This window comes from Streptomyces sp. NPDC048211, from assembly GCF_043202315.1.
GTDB lineage: Bacteria > Actinomycetota > Actinomycetes > Streptomycetales > Streptomycetaceae > Streptomyces.
Genome location: NZ_JBIDAD010000002.1, coordinates 1,275,549 through 1,289,163 on the forward strand (window position 1 = coordinate 1,275,549; position 13,615 = coordinate 1,289,163).

Consider the following 13,615-nt stretch of genomic DNA (forward strand, 5'->3'; position numbering starts at 1 on the left):
GGCGGGCGCGCAAAGCAGGCTACGGCACCTCTTCCCCGCAGCCTGAACGGCACGGGGCCCCCTCCCTTGTCGAAACGACCGAATACATCCAGTATGCGGGCGCCTCTCCGCCTTGCGATGCACCGCATCTGACGCCGTGCGCTGATCCACCAAGAATTGCGGGACAGCCCTTACCCATACCCTCACGAACGACCGAATTCGCACACTGCTCGCGGCTCATCGGGACGTTTCAGGAGGATCGTGTGGCGAGCCTTCCGTATCTCATTCTGTGACCGATCCTTCGGTGCGGCTCAATCATGGCCACGGCAGGTTCGCGTCAAGGGCCCCATACAGGCCACCCGCGCGACTCGATGCGAGTGGGTTCGGTAGCGACCAGTGATTGGCGTGAACGCGGGCTGACCTTTGTTTCACCGCCTTGCTTGCCACCCGCCTCAGGAAGCTCTGTACATGCAAGTCGTCGTGCGCGGCAACTTGAATAAGCCAGATAGCCGACAAGTAGTTGACTCATAATTGAACACCAGGTTAACGTGCCTGTGCATATTACCTCTTGAAGCTCCTCGCGTGAGACGCGGCGAGGATGCAAATTACGGACACGGGGAGGGGGGTGCTGTGGCGAATCTCGCTAATACATTCAAGGTGAAGATCACTCGCCTTGAATGGTGATCGTCCAGGAATTAATTCGGCCGGAAAGGCAGGGGCATCCAGAGTCATGCCGGACATTTTCACTCAAGAATATTGCCAGTTCTGCCTTGAGGCTCGCAATGGCGAGCACGGAGAAGCCGACATCCTGGCTGATGTGCGGGTGATCATGTTTATGGCGTGCTCTTCGGCATCGTGACTGATCGGCACTCAAGATTTGAGTCGTCGAGTTTTCGACGGCTTTATCCAATAGAGCCACAGTTCGAGAAATTGTCCAGAGGTTCCATGCCCTGCTGGCTGCCGCGTTGACGGTATCCACCGCTCCCGCCAGGTCAGTCGACTTTTGGTCGAAGAATGCACATCCTGGTCTCCGAATGGGCCGTATCGGACTCGCCGGTAAATGGTCACCCCAGTGTCCTTGAGCCTGAGAGTGTCTCGCTGAATCCATCTTGGCCGATATATATGGGAGGAATAGATGCTCAGGCGTTCGTACTCGTCCTTTCGGTCGCTGGTGAAAAAGGGAGGACTGGTTCGTGTCGTCGGAGCCCATGACGCTCTGGGTGTCGTGATTGCGCAGCAGGCGGGCTTCGACGCCGTATGGCCATCCAGCCTTGAGGTATCGGCAGCCCGGTGCATTCCCGACGCCGGCGTAATCACGATGACCGTGTACCTTGATGCGGCCTCGAACATGCGGAAGGCGATCGGTATACCGGTCATCGCTGACGGCGACACGGGATATGGGAACAACCTCAACTCAGAACATGGCAGAAGCCCAATGCCTGATGCCGTCGACTCGATTCTCCGCTCTGGGGCAGGCCCGCTAAGGGCTGTCCCGCAATTCCTGGCGGGCGCGGTGTCCTCATGCCCCGTTCGCGCCTGTGGCGGATAGCCCATCGCAGGCATCCAGACCGACAGGGGGAGACAACCTGTGAACTCAGATGCGCCCTCATCGCCCGTTCGTCACAAGATCCTGGTCGTCGACCCCATCGCTCCTCAAGCGCTGGAGCAGCTCCGCGTGACATACGACGTCACCGTCCGCATGCAGCCATCCGGAGCCGAACTGCTCCACCTCGTGCCAGGCATGGACGCGATCGTGTTGCGTAGCGGTGTGGAGCTGTCGGCGCATGTCATCAACGGTGCCCGGCAGCTCAAGGTGATCGCCCGAGCGGGCAACGGCACGGACAACATTGATCTCACGGCTGCCAGACGTGCGGGCATCCAGGTCTTCAACATCCCTAATGTTTCCTCAGGTTCAGTGGCGGAACTGGCACTCGGACTCACCTACGCAGTGACCCGTCACATCGCCCTCGCTGACCGGCAGATGCGTAGCAACATATGGAAGAAGTCTGAACTGGCGGGGATTGAACTGGCAGGCAAGACGCTGGGAGTCGTCGGGCTGGGCGACATAGGTTCCCGCCTGGCCGCACTGGCGTGCGGTGTCGGCATGCAAGTGGTGGGCTCAGTAGGTCGCCCGACCAAAGAGCGTAAAACCGAGTTTGCGCGTATGGGTATCACTCTCATGAGTAGCGGCGAAGTGCTCCGCAACGCGGATGTTGTGGCCCTGACATGCCCCCTCAATGACCGCACTCGCCACCTCATCACCGCGGCAGAGCTGGCCGCGATGAAGTCCGGCGCCTACCTTGTGAACGTCTCCCGCGCGGGAGTCGTCAATGAGAACGACCTCTACGATGCCCTGACTCGACGGCACATCGCCGGCGCCGCCATCGATGTCCCAGCCATCGAACGTGAACCAAGCCGACTGTCCGAACTGGACAACGTCGTCCTTACGCCTCACATCGGCGCCATGTCGGTCGATTCCCAAGCCCGCATCGGGGCGATGCTCCTCGACGGTCTGGCGTTGAGTCTGACCTGTCAGGACGCTCCCACCCGCGTCGTCTGACCGTTCCGGACAACGTCGCTTCTTTTTTTGGAAGGCAGGTCCATGCCACTCGAGAACGGCAGATTGAGCGTGGGCGTCGTTGGCGCCACCGGCTACACAGGCGGCGAAATGTGTCGACTCCTCCTCAATCATCCTCAGGTCGATCGGATCCTGCCGACCTCACGGGGTGACGAACAGTTCGACCGTGTTCACCGTAATCTCATGGGGAGTGGTCTGGAGTTCCTTGGCGTCGACGACCTCAGGCGCCAGAAGGATGATCTCGATGTCGTCTTCTTCTGTACGCCCTCGGGTGAAGCGATGCGAAACGCACCCTGGTTTCTTGAGCACGGAATCCGTGTGATCGATGTCAGCGCCGACTTCCGTTTCTCCGACCCGGAACTCTACTCACAGGTCTACGGTTCCGAACACACCGCTCCCGAGTTGCTGCTCACAGCAGTCTACGGCCTCACAGAACTGAACCGCGAGAACATTGCCAGAGCCCGGCTCCTCGCCAATCCGGGGTGCTACGTCATCACAGCGATCCTGGCACTGACGCCGCTGTTGCGTGCTGCATGGGTCAATCTCGATGTCCCTGTACACATCAGTGCGATCAACGGCACTACGGGGGCCGGCAACAAGCCAAAACGGTCCATCATGCACGCTGAGGTGCTCAACTCCATGCTGCCCTACAGCATGGAGGGTCATCGCCATGGACCAGAGCTGGAAACCCAGCTCGCTGCCGAAGCGGGTCGCCCACTGACCATGGACTTCAACACCGCCCACGGTAATTTCGCCCGCGGTATTTTCCTGCAGGCCAGCCTGGCCGTGCATCCCGCCGTTCGAGAAGCCATGACACGTGAGCGGATACTTGCACTCCTCACGGACTTCTACGGCCATGGAAGTGAGAAGGAGTTCTTCGTCCGGGTGAACACACTTCCCAAGACGGGAGAGACCAACTCCAAAGAATACGAGGTCTATCCCGGTTTGGCCAGTGTCATTGGTTCAAATTATTGCCACATCGGTGCCGACTACGACTCTCGACGGGGCATTATCAAGCTATTGTCCGTCACCGACAACCTGGTTAAAGGAGCCGCAGGTTCTGCCATCCAGAACATGAACGTCATGTTCGGGTTGGACGAGACGGCGGCCCTGCGGACGTACGGTCTGTGACTGTGCCTCCTCCGACAAAGGCCTCTGTGCCGCAGGACGCAAACCGGCCGCTCCTCGACCGGTGCGTAGTCTGGGGTGAACGCTGGATTTTCTCGGCCGGTTTCAACGTGGCGTCAGGCATGCACAACGTCAGCCGTATAGACGCTGAGGTGGCCGACATCGCCCGTCTCGCCAACGCGGGAGCGCGAGTCTCGGTACTCTCTCACCAGGGGCGCTACAAGGACGGTTCGGCGCAGCACCTGGGGGACGTCGCTGCCTATCTGAGCGGGCGCCTCGGCAAGGACGTGATCTACGTTCCGGAGAACACCACGGACTCGGCAGTGGACCACTCTCACGCGCTGGCTCCAGGCGGCGTGGCGCTCTTCGGGAACACGCGGCACCATCCCGGCGAGGAGGCCAATGATCCGGTCCTCGCCTTACAGTTCGCCCGTTTGGGAGATGCCGTGGCGGTGGGTGGCTTCTCCAAGGCCCACCGTGAACACGCCTCCAATGTCGGACTGTTGAAGTGCATTCCAGGGTGGGCCGCAATGAGTATGTTGATAGAGCTTGAACGGCTTTCTCCCTGGTCCGGCACCGATCCGTCCGTGCCCTCTCTTGCGGTTCTGGGTGGTGTGAAACCCGAGAAGACTCTCGTCGGGCTGCGCAATTTCTCCCATACGTACGACGTCGTAGTGCCGGGTGGGGCGGTCTTGAATCATGTGCTACGGGCGCAGGGCTACCAAGTGGGCAACTCCGAACTCGGCGAAGAGCCCGAGCGATGCATGGAGGCGACCCTCGAAATCTTGGGTTCTGCAGCGGCTCGTATCCACGTGCCCAATCGCGTGATCATTGCCCGCAGGTTTGGGGAAACGTTCACGGACCCGCGAGAGATCCGAATTGCCCAGGGTGTTCCATCGGGATTCGCCATCGTGGATTTCTCCCTGGAGAGTTGGCTGCTGGACCTCATGCGGCAGTTCGCCGGCATCGGATGCCGCGCCGTGGTGGCCGGAACGCCGAGTCTGTATCTCCAAGGGTTCGGACATGCCTCGACGCACTTGCTGAACTGGGCCTCGGCTCCGAGGGTCAGGGCAATCCTCCTGGGCGGGGACACCGTTTCCGAGCTTCCCTTCGCGGGACCCACTTCGACCGGAGGCGGCTCGGCACTGTGCTATCTGGGCGAGGCCGATCTTCCTGTCCTTCGTGCCCTACGCGAAAACGCTGCCACGCCTTGGACGGAGACCTGACATGTTCGACTTCCACGTTCCGACCCGGATCGTCTTCGGCCGCGGCCGCATCGAGGACCTGGGAACACTTGCCCAGGACTGGGGAGATCAGGCTTTGATCGTCTGTGGTCGTTCCGCCATGCGGGCGTCGGGTGTGCTGGCACGTGTCCAAGCCAACCTTTCCACCTCGGGTGTCAAAGCTGAGATATGCGACTGGATCTCCTCGAATCCACGCTCCGACGAAGTAGATGCGGTGATACGGCAGGCCAGACGCTTCGGCGCTCATGTGGTGATCGGGCTGGGTGGGGGCAGCGCGATCGACGCCGCGAAGGCCGTATCGGTCGGAATGGGACATGAGTCGGTCGCCGGACTCGTCGGGCGTACGCTCAAGCCCTCCCTCGACTCCTTACCGGTGATCGCGGTACCGACCACGGCGGGAAGCGGTGCGGAGGTCACCAAGGGGGCGATCATCACGGACGTGGTGCGGGACTTCAAGTCAGGTATACGTGGCGACGATCTCTTCCCGAAGACCGCGCTCATCGACCCGTCACTGACCGATACGCTTCCCCGCCGCGCCGCCCTCGACTCGGGCTTCGACGCCATGGCTCACGCTGTCGAGGGCTTCCTGGCGCGCCGTTCCGGCGAAATGAACAAGGCGCTCTCCGAGCGGGCCATCGAGCTCTTGGCGCCGGCCCTGCGCCGCTTGTCCGCCGGTGATGCAAGTGCGGAGGTCAGGGACACAATGGCGTTCGGTGCTTTGCTGGGCGGCATCAACGTGGCCACGGCCAGCACCTGTCTCCCGCACAGAATGCAGCAGGCGATGGGAACCACCGAACGCGTCGGCCCTTCCCATGGCTCTGGCCTGGCGATGCTGTATCCAGCCTGGCTGGACTCCGTCGAGCAAGTGGCCAGCGACGAGGCGACAGCCGTCGCACGATTCTTCGGAGAAACCGACCTCCGCCACGCCGTCCAGTCCCTGCTTCAGGACATCGGGCTGACGGAGAAGCTAAGAGATCACGGATATGTGTTGCGCGATGTCCATGACTTCGCGAGTCGCGTTTCTGGCAACCTCGACAACGACCCTTCCTCCGAGCCGGGGAACTCTCTGATCGAGACAATCTATCTCCGCTCACTCTGACAACGGCTGACGCAATGAGGCGGTTGGGCGTTGGTGGCAGTGCCTGGGGGAGGAGCCAGGTGTGGCGGTGTACAGAGAGTTCGCCGTGGACGGTTTCGGACGACTTGTGGGAGCGGATCGAGCCGCTCCTGCCGTGCGAGGGACATCGGTTCGGGCATGACGTGCCGGCGGCGGATGGGGACTGGAACGAAGCCTGCGTCTGGCGGCGCACCCACGAAGTGCTGCCGGCCGAGCTGAGCGAGCGGCCCGTTTCGACGGGTTCCGGTTCGTGATCGATTCGCGGACCATGCCTACGAGCACGACATCTACGGCGACCTGGTCGGCCGAGGACGTATCGGGTCGGCCATTGTCCGCTGCGGACCCCTGTACAGCACGGGGCACATGCCTCCCCAGCCGCTGCGAACGCCGAGCCGACATCTGCGAAGGCTTCATCGAGCTCGCCTGTTGCCCGATCGCCCACCGGTAGATCAACTCATTGTGTCAGTCGTTGTTCGGCACCACGTCCGGCGACTCTGCCGTGCTCTCATCCTGGTCAGCTACCTTGAATCCAGGCACGGACGGCCAGCGAACCGTCAAAACAACCGATTCTTCCTCGGCATACCAGGAGTGGTCGACGCCTCGACCCCACACGACATAGTCACCTTGCTCGGCAAGTAGAACGCTGCGTTCCGGAAGTTCCACGCGGAATCGACCACTGATGAGCACCAAGAGGGCTGTTCGTTCCTCGCCGGTTACCCACTGTGCCCGCTCGTCGCCTTGAGGGTGGATGCCCCACTTGATCTCAACCTCCTCGCTGTGCCGAGGGTCAGACGCATTCTTGAAGTGGCCCAGCAGCCACCCACGGTCCAGTGCCGCATCCCTGCCTGCGTTGCCCACATAAACGGTGTCCTTCATGGCTCTGGAAGGTAGCAGCCGAGGGCTGTCGGGGGTGCCCCCGCTCTTGCCGCTGCCTCGCTCGGTACGCGCCTCCGACAGGGAGACGGCTGGAGCTCTTCGAACTCCTCCATCCCGGCCCGCGCTTCTAAGGCGCGCGCCCTCCTTCATCCCGGCCGGGTATGACACCCCGGAGCGCACTGATGTCCGGTGGGCAGCGCGGGTGCGGGACAGCTGACAGACCGGAATCAGGCCGCCGCCAGCGAACGGGCGGCCCTGCGGACGTCCGCGCTGAAGGCCGTCACCTGCGCGTCCCTGGACCAGGGCTCCAAGGAGCGGTTGTAGACGCGCAGCCACTCCATCCCGCGAAGGCTGCCCAGTCGAGTGAACAGGGCCAGTGACTCGCGGGCGAGGCGCAGGCTCTGGTCCAGGTCGCCATTCTGGGCGTGGGCTGAGGCCAGCACGGAGAGCCGGACGCTACGCGAACGGAGAAACGCGTCGGAGGGCATGGGGCCCGTCGCGTTCCAGGCGAAGACGGCCCGGTGATTACCCAGGTCACGGAATGCTTCGGTCGCGTCGGTGACGATCCTCTGCTGGGTGAAGAACCCGATCCACGCGGGGCTCTCCGTGCCCTCCGCCCGATTCTGAAGGCGTTCGGCCTCGGCGATGCACGCGCTCGTAGCCCGCCCGTCGGACGCCCGTGCGTGTGCCCTTGCCTCGATCATCTTGGCGAACCCCGCCACTCGCGGATTCAGGCCGCGTCCGCGCTGGAAGGCGCCCTGGGCCATGTCGATCGCCTCGGACGTGAAGCCACGCGTCATCGACTGCATCGCCATGGTGCTGAGGATGTACGAGCCGAGTTCGGCGTCTCCGCCGGCCCGGGCGAGCCGGAGTGCCTGGATGAAGTGGCGCTGGGCGATGTCGTGGCGGCCCGCGTCGAACGCCGTGAAGCCGGCCAGCCGGGCCATCTCCGCGGTGACGCGGAACAGATCGCGGCCCACCGGCTCGGAGTAGCTGCCCTGCAACAGAGGGGCCACACGGTCGTACAGATACTCCGTGAGCGACTTGGCCATGCGATTGGCTCCACCGAACCGCGAGTCCCACTGACGTGCGCTGTCGGCAGCCTCCCTGAGCTCCGCGATGTGTTCCCGGTCGACCACTGGCCCCGAGGTTCGGGCGCGGGTCGGCTCGGCCGGATCGATCAGCCAGCGGGTCATCGGGGTGCTGAAAGCCGAGATGGCGAACGTCTGACTGGCGAGGAACTGACGGCGATTCACTGCGCTCCAATAGGCTGCTGCTTCGGTCACCGCGTCGTCCTGGTGCCGAGCGAACTCCAGTCCCAGCTGCGCCGTGTTCGCTTCCGCGCCTGGCATGCCGATGTCCTGAAGGGTCACCGGCCTGCCCAGTACCTCGGATAACGACCTGCAGATGAGCTGGGGAGTCGGCCATTTCGGAACCATTCCGCGGCGACACCAGTTCGCGACGGACGTGTGCGTGTACTGACTGGGATTTCCATCGGAGGCGGACAGTTCATTCACCCGATGGGCCAACCTCTTGCGGCTCATCCCCGATGCGGCCACGAGTTCCTCGAGCCGCAGATTGCACCGACTTGCACCGTCCCGTGGGTCAGCCATGCTGCCTCGCCTCCTTTTACCCAAAGGTACCCGCGAGTTGGGTGCTCTGAGCCCCTCCGCCGAGTTGTGGGCCCCCTCGTGAGCCCTTCCTGGGCTCCGGCTGATCGGATCCCATGGGGGGACCCGAGGCGCCGCCGGTGCCCCGCACGGGTGGTTCGAAAACCCCTCGAAGGAGGCCGGGAAATGTTCGATATGATCAATCTGTCGGTGATTCTCTCTCCGGCGGCAACATTGGAGTTGCATATTCCGATCGGAGCGATCCTCTATCTGATCTTTACGCGAACCAATCGGAAGTAGATGAGGGTTGCAGGGCTGGGGCACACCTCCTCGAGATCGTCGCCGGTTGGCCTTCAGCTGTCAGCCGGGCAGCGAGTGCCGGCAGCGACACGGTCCGGTCGTCACCGTGTCCGGCGTGGGGAGCCGAGTGGTGGGGTCCCGTTGAGGTGGCTGTGGATACAGGAGCGGCCCCCGAGCCCGAGTTGGGTGCGGGCACGGGGGGCCGGCAGAGTAGGTGAGTCGCGCACAGGTGTCGTCGGTGGGACCAGGGACAGGGCCTCGCGGAGCCTGTCTCCGCCTCCGGCCGGGGCGACGTGTTGCCCGGGTATGAGGCGGTTCATTCCTTGTGCCATGGGGTCGATGTGGGATCGGCGGTACCCCGTCAGGAACTACAACGGGGGCGAGCTCGGTGATGGTTTCGGTGCCGGAGAAGCGGATGGGGGCGCCGGCGGGGGCGGCCCCTGGTCGGCCCGGCCGACGCGGTGCGACGAGGGCCAGACACTGTTGTCAAAAGCCCAGGTCGGTAGGTCCGCTCGGTCTTGCGATCGCATTCGGCGACAGGACGCGACGACAGGTCACGGGCTCCGGCGGCCGGCCACGCGACCATCGAGATCCCGGCCGAATCACATCCGCTCGTCGGCACCTCTGGACCGGCTCGCACGACGGAGAACGGTGACCGCTGCCGTATGAGCCATGGCGTTCCTGTGGTGGAGTGGCGGTCGTGGTGATCCCTGAGGGCCGAAGTCGACACCGGCGCATTTACTCTGTCTGACCCGACTGGAGACAGTCGTGGATCAGGGCCGGTTCCGGAAGCACCCGGAACCGGCCCTCGGTCGTTTCCGACGGTCAGAGCTTCTCCGTCAGCAGTTCGTGAACCGTCGCGATGAACGGGTCCGTCCTGTGCACCCGCCGCGTGCACATCGCCGCCACCGCGGTGCCGGTGTCCGGGCGGAAGCCGAGGAACATCTGCTGGCCGGGCGTGGCTCCCGCGTGAAAGCAGACCGGTCCGCGCGCCGACGGATGACGGAACCAGGTCAGCGTGTGCGTATGGGCGTGGCGCAGTCCGCGCCGCAGCAGGGGCTGCTGTACGTCCGAGAGCGCGGCGGCCAGCGGGTGCGTGGGCGCAGGGCTTGCCGGGAGGTGCGCTTCCAGGAACGTGAGCAGGTCCGGTGGCGTCGCCCGGACCGCTCCGGCCGCGGTGAAGCCGCCGGTGTCCAGCGCGGGCAGCGGTCTGCCGTCGCGCCGGTGCCCCACGGCGTCGCCGGCCTGCGGGCTCGGGCGCAGTCGTGTGTCGTGCAGACCGAGCGGGTCCAGCACCTCCGTCCTGAGCAGAGAATCCCAGGGCGTACCGGTGGCGGCGGCCAGGGTGTGGCCGAGCACGGAGACCGCGAAGTTCGAGTAGTGCCAGCGAGTGCCCGGCCGGTGGCGGGGGCGGGCGCGGAGGAAGGCCCGGACGACGCGGTCGGCCGGGTAGTGGCTGTACGGCGCGGTCGACCACCGGGGCAGCGCCTGGGGGTAGAAATCGGCGGGCAGCGCGGGGAGGCCCGAGGTGTGGGTGATCAGATGGCGCAGGGTGATGGCGCGTACGGAGGGGTGCACCGGGTGGCCGGGGGCCAGCAGTTCGGCCGCCGAGTCCTCGTACCGCAGCCGCCCCGCCGCGACGAGCGCGGCCAGGAGCAGCCCGGTGAAGGGCTTGGAGGCGGAACCGAGCTCGTAGCGGGGTGCGTCGCCCGGCCGCACGCCTCCGTCGACGCGGTAGGTGCGCCGGCCCCGGTGACTGAGCGCGATCACGAGGCCGGGCGCGTCGATCGTCCGGGCGGCATCGGCCAGCAGACGGGCCGCCTCGCCGTCGTCCGGGAAAGGGCGGCCGGCGGAGGCCCGGCGCACCTCGTGGGGGGCCGTCACGCGGGGGCCGGGGCGGCGAGGTCCGAGAGGGCGCGGGACAGGGCCAGCGCCGAAGCGAACGCCGCCACCAGCGTGGGGTGGTAGACGAGGTCGAAGACGGACTCCTCGTCGCCCTCCGGCATGCCGCCCATCACCGGCATCGCCCCGTCCTGCTGCTGGGCTCCGGCGAATCCCGCCCAGGCGGCCGGGTCCAGGGTGGGTTCAGGCAGGCAGGCGTCGACGACGAGCAGTTCGCCCAGCAGGTCCCAGCGGCCCAGGTCGAGCCAGTCGTCCAGCCACACGGGCAGCCACAGGGCGAGGTAGTCCGCCACGTCGGCGGGCAGCCCGGCCGGGTTGGCGCCCCAGTCGGTCAGATGGAAGACGGTGTGGGTGATGTCGTAGCCGATGTTGCCCTCGACGGTCCATGGTTCGGGCTGCCGGGACAGCCAGGTGCGCCGGTACGCCTCGTCGAGCGGCATGCTCGGCTCCACTCCGAAGCGGCGTTCCATGGCGCTGAGCCCGAGCCGGCGCACCGGGACTACCTCCAGCGCGCCCCAGCTGCCGAGCCGGTGGTTCAGCCGGACGGCGGCCTCCAGGTTGGGCTCCCTGAACCCCAGCTCCCGGAACGGGACGTAGACCTCCATCGGAACGGGGCAGAGCGGCTCGCGCCGCTGGCCGTCCACCAGCCGGCTTCCCGAGCCCAGCAGTTCGTGCCAGGCGTGGTCGAGGAGCTTGCGCGCCAGGGCGGCCTGCCGGGACCCGGCGACGCCCTCACGGAAGATGACCTTGCTGATGAGCGCCAGTTCGCCGAGGGGCTTGAACCGGTCCAGGACCCCCACCTCGGGAGGCGGGTCGTCGTCCAGCCTGAAGCCGGCCCGGTGCTCGTACAGCCAGTCCAGGGCCCGCGCGCCCACGTCATGGATCTGCTGGATGCCGCTCATGCGGCAGCTCCCTTCGTGCGGCTGGTGCGGAGTCCGGCGCGGCTCATACGGCGGCCCCGGTGTCCGCCGCCGGGGCACCGGTCCGGTGCTCGGTGAGCCGCTTGAGGCACAGCGCGGCGGCGAACGCGGTGACCAGCGTGGAGTGGTAGCAGGCGAGGAAGGGATACGGGTCCGGGTCCGCGCCCGGTTCCGCATCGTCCGAAGAGGCGGAACGCACCGTGGGGCCCGTCTCCGGTACGGATCCGCCAGGGGCCTGCGCGGTGGCGAGCGCGGGCCAGGCCGCGTCTAGCAGGTCCGTGGGCGGCGGGCCGGGCAGAGCCGCGGCGACCGCGAGCAGTTCGCCGGTCAGATCCCACTGCCGGCTCTCCAGGCAGCCGTCGATCCAGGGCGGCAGCCAGGCCCGCAGATAGGCGTCGATGTCGGCGGGCATCCTCTCGGGAACACAGCACCAGTCCGTGATGTGGAAGACGGTGTGGGTCAGCGCGTAGCCGGAAGGCCCCTCGAACATCCACGGTTCGGACAGCCCGCCCAGCCAGGTGCGCGCGAGGACGCCGCCGGCGTCGGCGTGCGGGGCGTTGCCGACCCGCCGCTCCGAGTTGATGAGTCCCAGCTCCCGGTTGGCCTGCTGTTCGGTGTGGGCCCAGCCCCTGGTCGCCGAGAGCGTCCCGGCCAGACGCTCGAAGCCCTCGTTGCGCAGTCCGTATCCGGCGAAGGCCGCGTAGATCTCGTACGGGTACGCGGCGAAGGGTTCGCCGCGCAGCAGCTCCAGCAGCAGTTCGCCGCCGTGCACCTGGTCCCACGCGAACGTGATGAGGTCGCCGGCCGTCCCGTGTTCCGGAGTGTCCGGGGCCGTGCTGCGGCGAATCGTCGTGCAGAGCTGGGCCAGTTCGCCCAGGGGTTTGAGGGTGCGGTTGACCTCGGTGTGCGGCTCCAGTACGTCCGGGGGGAGCACGAAGCCCGCGCGGTGGGCGTCGGCCCAGCCGAGCGCCTTCCGCAGTACGCCGGGCAGGACGGACAGCGCCGCGCCCGCCGTACCGCCGGGGGCGGTGGCCACCGATGCCGTCACCGCGCCCGCCCCTGCGCTGTGAGCCGGGCTGCCCGTACGTGCAGCGCGACCCGGGGGTCCGCGCCACCCATGAGCTCGACGAAGTCGAGTCCCCGGTCCAGGCCCAGGCTGTCGGGCCGGCCGTCCAGCGCGGCCAGCCAGCGGCCGGCGCCCGCCGCCTGGAGCCAGTTGCGCCGCCGTACCGCGCGGACGAACCCCCGGGACAGGTCCACGACCCGGTGGGCGGCGGCCCGGTGCACGGCCGACGAGGCGGCGGGGACGGCGAGCGGGGCCAGTACGGAGAGTTGGTGGGTGAAGGCCTGCCAGGGTGCCCCTTCGAGCCAGGCCGCGTTCGGCTCGTCGGCGCCGGGCACGGCGACCGGCAATGGCCCGGGGGCAGTGGCCGATGCCGTCCGGTGCAGGGCGGACATCATGCCCCAATGGCTCCAGACCGCGGCGTCGGAGGCGTCGGGCCGGGGCGGGAACTCCCGCACGGCACGCTGGAGCACGGCGATGTCTCCGGGATGCGGATGGTGCCCGTGCAGCACACTGGGCAGCAGCAGGTCGGCGCCGATGACGCGCACCGCGGCGATTCCCGTCCGATTGTTCTCGTCGATCCCGGCCGCGCCGCAAACCGTGGCGAGGTGGTCCCCGCTCCGAAGAGCGAGGACCACCTCTGTTGCCAGGTCATGCACGGCACCCGCGAGGGGGGACGAAGCATGTGACTGGTCCATTTGCTACCGACTAGCCCTTCTTCGGGCGGGGGGTCGGCGGCGAGAGCAGCAGTGCGGAGCCGCCTCCGAGGAGAGCGAGATACGCGCACTCGCGGGAGTCGCGGTAGAAGCCTTCGGCCTCGCCCGGGTTGAGCGCCTCGTCGAGGTCGAGCTCGATGTCGGTGGCAGTGGATTCGGTGGTGTACATGGGTGTTGCCCCG

13 protein-coding genes are annotated in these 13,615 nt (G+C 66.2%); 5 read left to right on the top strand and 8 right to left on the bottom strand.

Annotation, left to right across the window (positions count from 1 at the left end; all coding sequences use genetic code 11):
• Positions 1 to 643 precede the first annotated feature (643 nt).
• Entirely contained in the window at positions 644 to 958 is a 315-nt protein-coding gene (locus ACGFZA_RS12430; protein ID WP_393678838.1) for a hypothetical protein, read from the bottom strand.
• 156 nt (positions 959 to 1,114) lie between these two features.
• Between ACGFZA_RS12430 and ACGFZA_RS12435 the strand changes: the two genes are divergently transcribed.
• The 5 genes from ACGFZA_RS12435 to ACGFZA_RS12455 are packed head-to-tail and all read left to right on the top strand — an operon-like array spanning position 1,115 to position 6,028.
• On the top strand, positions 1,115 to 1,528 hold the full coding sequence (locus tag ACGFZA_RS12435) for an isocitrate lyase/phosphoenolpyruvate mutase family protein (protein WP_393678839.1): 414 nt from the start codon (positions 1,115 to 1,117) through the stop codon (positions 1,526 to 1,528).
• Positions 1,529 to 1,567: 39 nt separating this feature from the next.
• Positions 1,568 to 2,539, top strand: coding sequence for an NAD(P)-dependent oxidoreductase (locus tag ACGFZA_RS12440; RefSeq protein ID WP_393678840.1), 972 nt, complete (start codon positions 1,568 to 1,570; stop codon positions 2,537 to 2,539).
• A gap of 42 nt (positions 2,540 to 2,581) precedes the next feature.
• Complete coding sequence (gene argC / locus ACGFZA_RS12445; RefSeq protein WP_393678841.1) at positions 2,582 to 3,688, top strand: N-acetyl-gamma-glutamyl-phosphate reductase; 1,107 nt, start codon at positions 2,582 to 2,584, stop codon at positions 3,686 to 3,688.
• Between the two features lie 26 nt (positions 3,689 to 3,714).
• Positions 3,715 to 4,911 (top strand): phosphoglycerate kinase, encoded by a 1,197-nt coding sequence (gene pgk / locus ACGFZA_RS12450; protein ID WP_393678842.1) that lies wholly within the window; start codon positions 3,715 to 3,717, stop codon positions 4,909 to 4,911.
• A 1-nt stretch (position 4,912) separates the two neighbouring features.
• The gene (locus tag ACGFZA_RS12455; protein ID WP_393678843.1) at positions 4,913 to 6,028 is read left to right on the top strand and encodes an iron-containing alcohol dehydrogenase; all 1,116 of its coding nucleotides are present in this window, start codon (positions 4,913 to 4,915) and stop codon (positions 6,026 to 6,028) included.
• Between the two features lie 480 nt (positions 6,029 to 6,508).
• Here ACGFZA_RS12455 and ACGFZA_RS12460 read toward each other — a convergent pair whose 3' ends face one another.
• From ACGFZA_RS12460 to ACGFZA_RS12490, 7 genes are all read right to left on the bottom strand, one after another.
• Positions 6,509 to 6,922 (bottom strand): signal peptidase I, encoded by a 414-nt coding sequence (locus tag ACGFZA_RS12460; protein ID WP_393678844.1) that lies wholly within the window; start codon positions 6,920 to 6,922, stop codon positions 6,509 to 6,511.
• 227 nt (positions 6,923 to 7,149) lie between these two features.
• Positions 7,150 to 8,274: a sporulation protein gene (locus tag ACGFZA_RS12465; protein ID WP_393678845.1), complete on the bottom strand. Its 1,125-nt coding sequence runs from the start codon at positions 8,272 to 8,274 to the stop codon at positions 7,150 to 7,152.
• Between the two features lie 1,383 nt (positions 8,275 to 9,657).
• Positions 9,658 to 10,698, bottom strand: coding sequence for a serine hydrolase domain-containing protein (locus tag ACGFZA_RS12470; protein ID WP_393678906.1), 1,041 nt, complete (start codon positions 10,696 to 10,698; stop codon positions 9,658 to 9,660).
• Between the two features lie 14 nt (positions 10,699 to 10,712).
• Positions 10,713 to 11,636: a DUF6895 family protein gene (locus ACGFZA_RS12475; protein WP_393678846.1), complete on the bottom strand. Its 924-nt coding sequence runs from the start codon at positions 11,634 to 11,636 to the stop codon at positions 10,713 to 10,715.
• A 43-nt stretch (positions 11,637 to 11,679) separates the two neighbouring features.
• On the bottom strand, positions 11,680 to 12,702 hold the full coding sequence (locus ACGFZA_RS12480; protein WP_385278792.1) for a DUF6895 family protein: 1,023 nt from the start codon (positions 12,700 to 12,702) through the stop codon (positions 11,680 to 11,682).
• Complete coding sequence (locus ACGFZA_RS12485) at positions 12,699 to 13,415, bottom strand: hypothetical protein (protein WP_385278794.1); 717 nt, start codon at positions 13,413 to 13,415, stop codon at positions 12,699 to 12,701. Before ACGFZA_RS12485 ends, ACGFZA_RS12480 begins: the two co-directional genes overlap by 4 nt.
• Positions 13,416 to 13,425: 10 nt before the next feature.
• Positions 13,426 to 13,602: a hypothetical protein gene (locus ACGFZA_RS12490; RefSeq protein WP_187285003.1), complete on the bottom strand. Its 177-nt coding sequence runs from the start codon at positions 13,600 to 13,602 to the stop codon at positions 13,426 to 13,428.
• Positions 13,603 to 13,615 lie beyond the last annotated feature (13 nt).

Excerpts from the sequence above, each read along its gene's own strand:
- ACGFZA_RS12435 (WP_393678839.1), top strand. The coding sequence starts at position 1,115 with ATGCTCAGGCGTTCGTACTCGTCCTTTCGGTCGCTGGTGAAAAAGGGA.
- argC (WP_393678841.1), top strand. The coding sequence starts at position 2,582 with ATGCCACTCGAGAACGGCAGATTGAGCGTGGGCGTCGTTGGCGCCACC.
- ACGFZA_RS12455 (WP_393678843.1), top strand. The coding sequence starts at position 4,913 with ATGTTCGACTTCCACGTTCCGACCCGGATCGTCTTCGGCCGCGGCCGC.
- ACGFZA_RS12460 (WP_393678844.1), bottom strand. The coding sequence starts at position 6,922 with ATGAAGGACACCGTTTATGTGGGCAACGCAGGCAGGGATGCGGCACTG.
- ACGFZA_RS12465 (WP_393678845.1), bottom strand. The coding sequence starts at position 8,274 with ATGCCAGGCGCGGAAGCGAACACGGCGCAGCTGGGACTGGAGTTCGCT.
- ACGFZA_RS12475 (WP_393678846.1), bottom strand. The coding sequence starts at position 11,636 with ATGAGCGGCATCCAGCAGATCCATGACGTGGGCGCGCGGGCCCTGGAC.
- ACGFZA_RS12485 (WP_385278794.1), bottom strand. The coding sequence starts at position 13,415 with ATGGACCAGTCACATGCTTCGTCCCCCCTCGCGGGTGCCGTGCATGAC.
- ACGFZA_RS12490 (WP_187285003.1), bottom strand. The coding sequence starts at position 13,602 with ATGTACACCACCGAATCCACTGCCACCGACATCGAGCTCGACCTCGAC.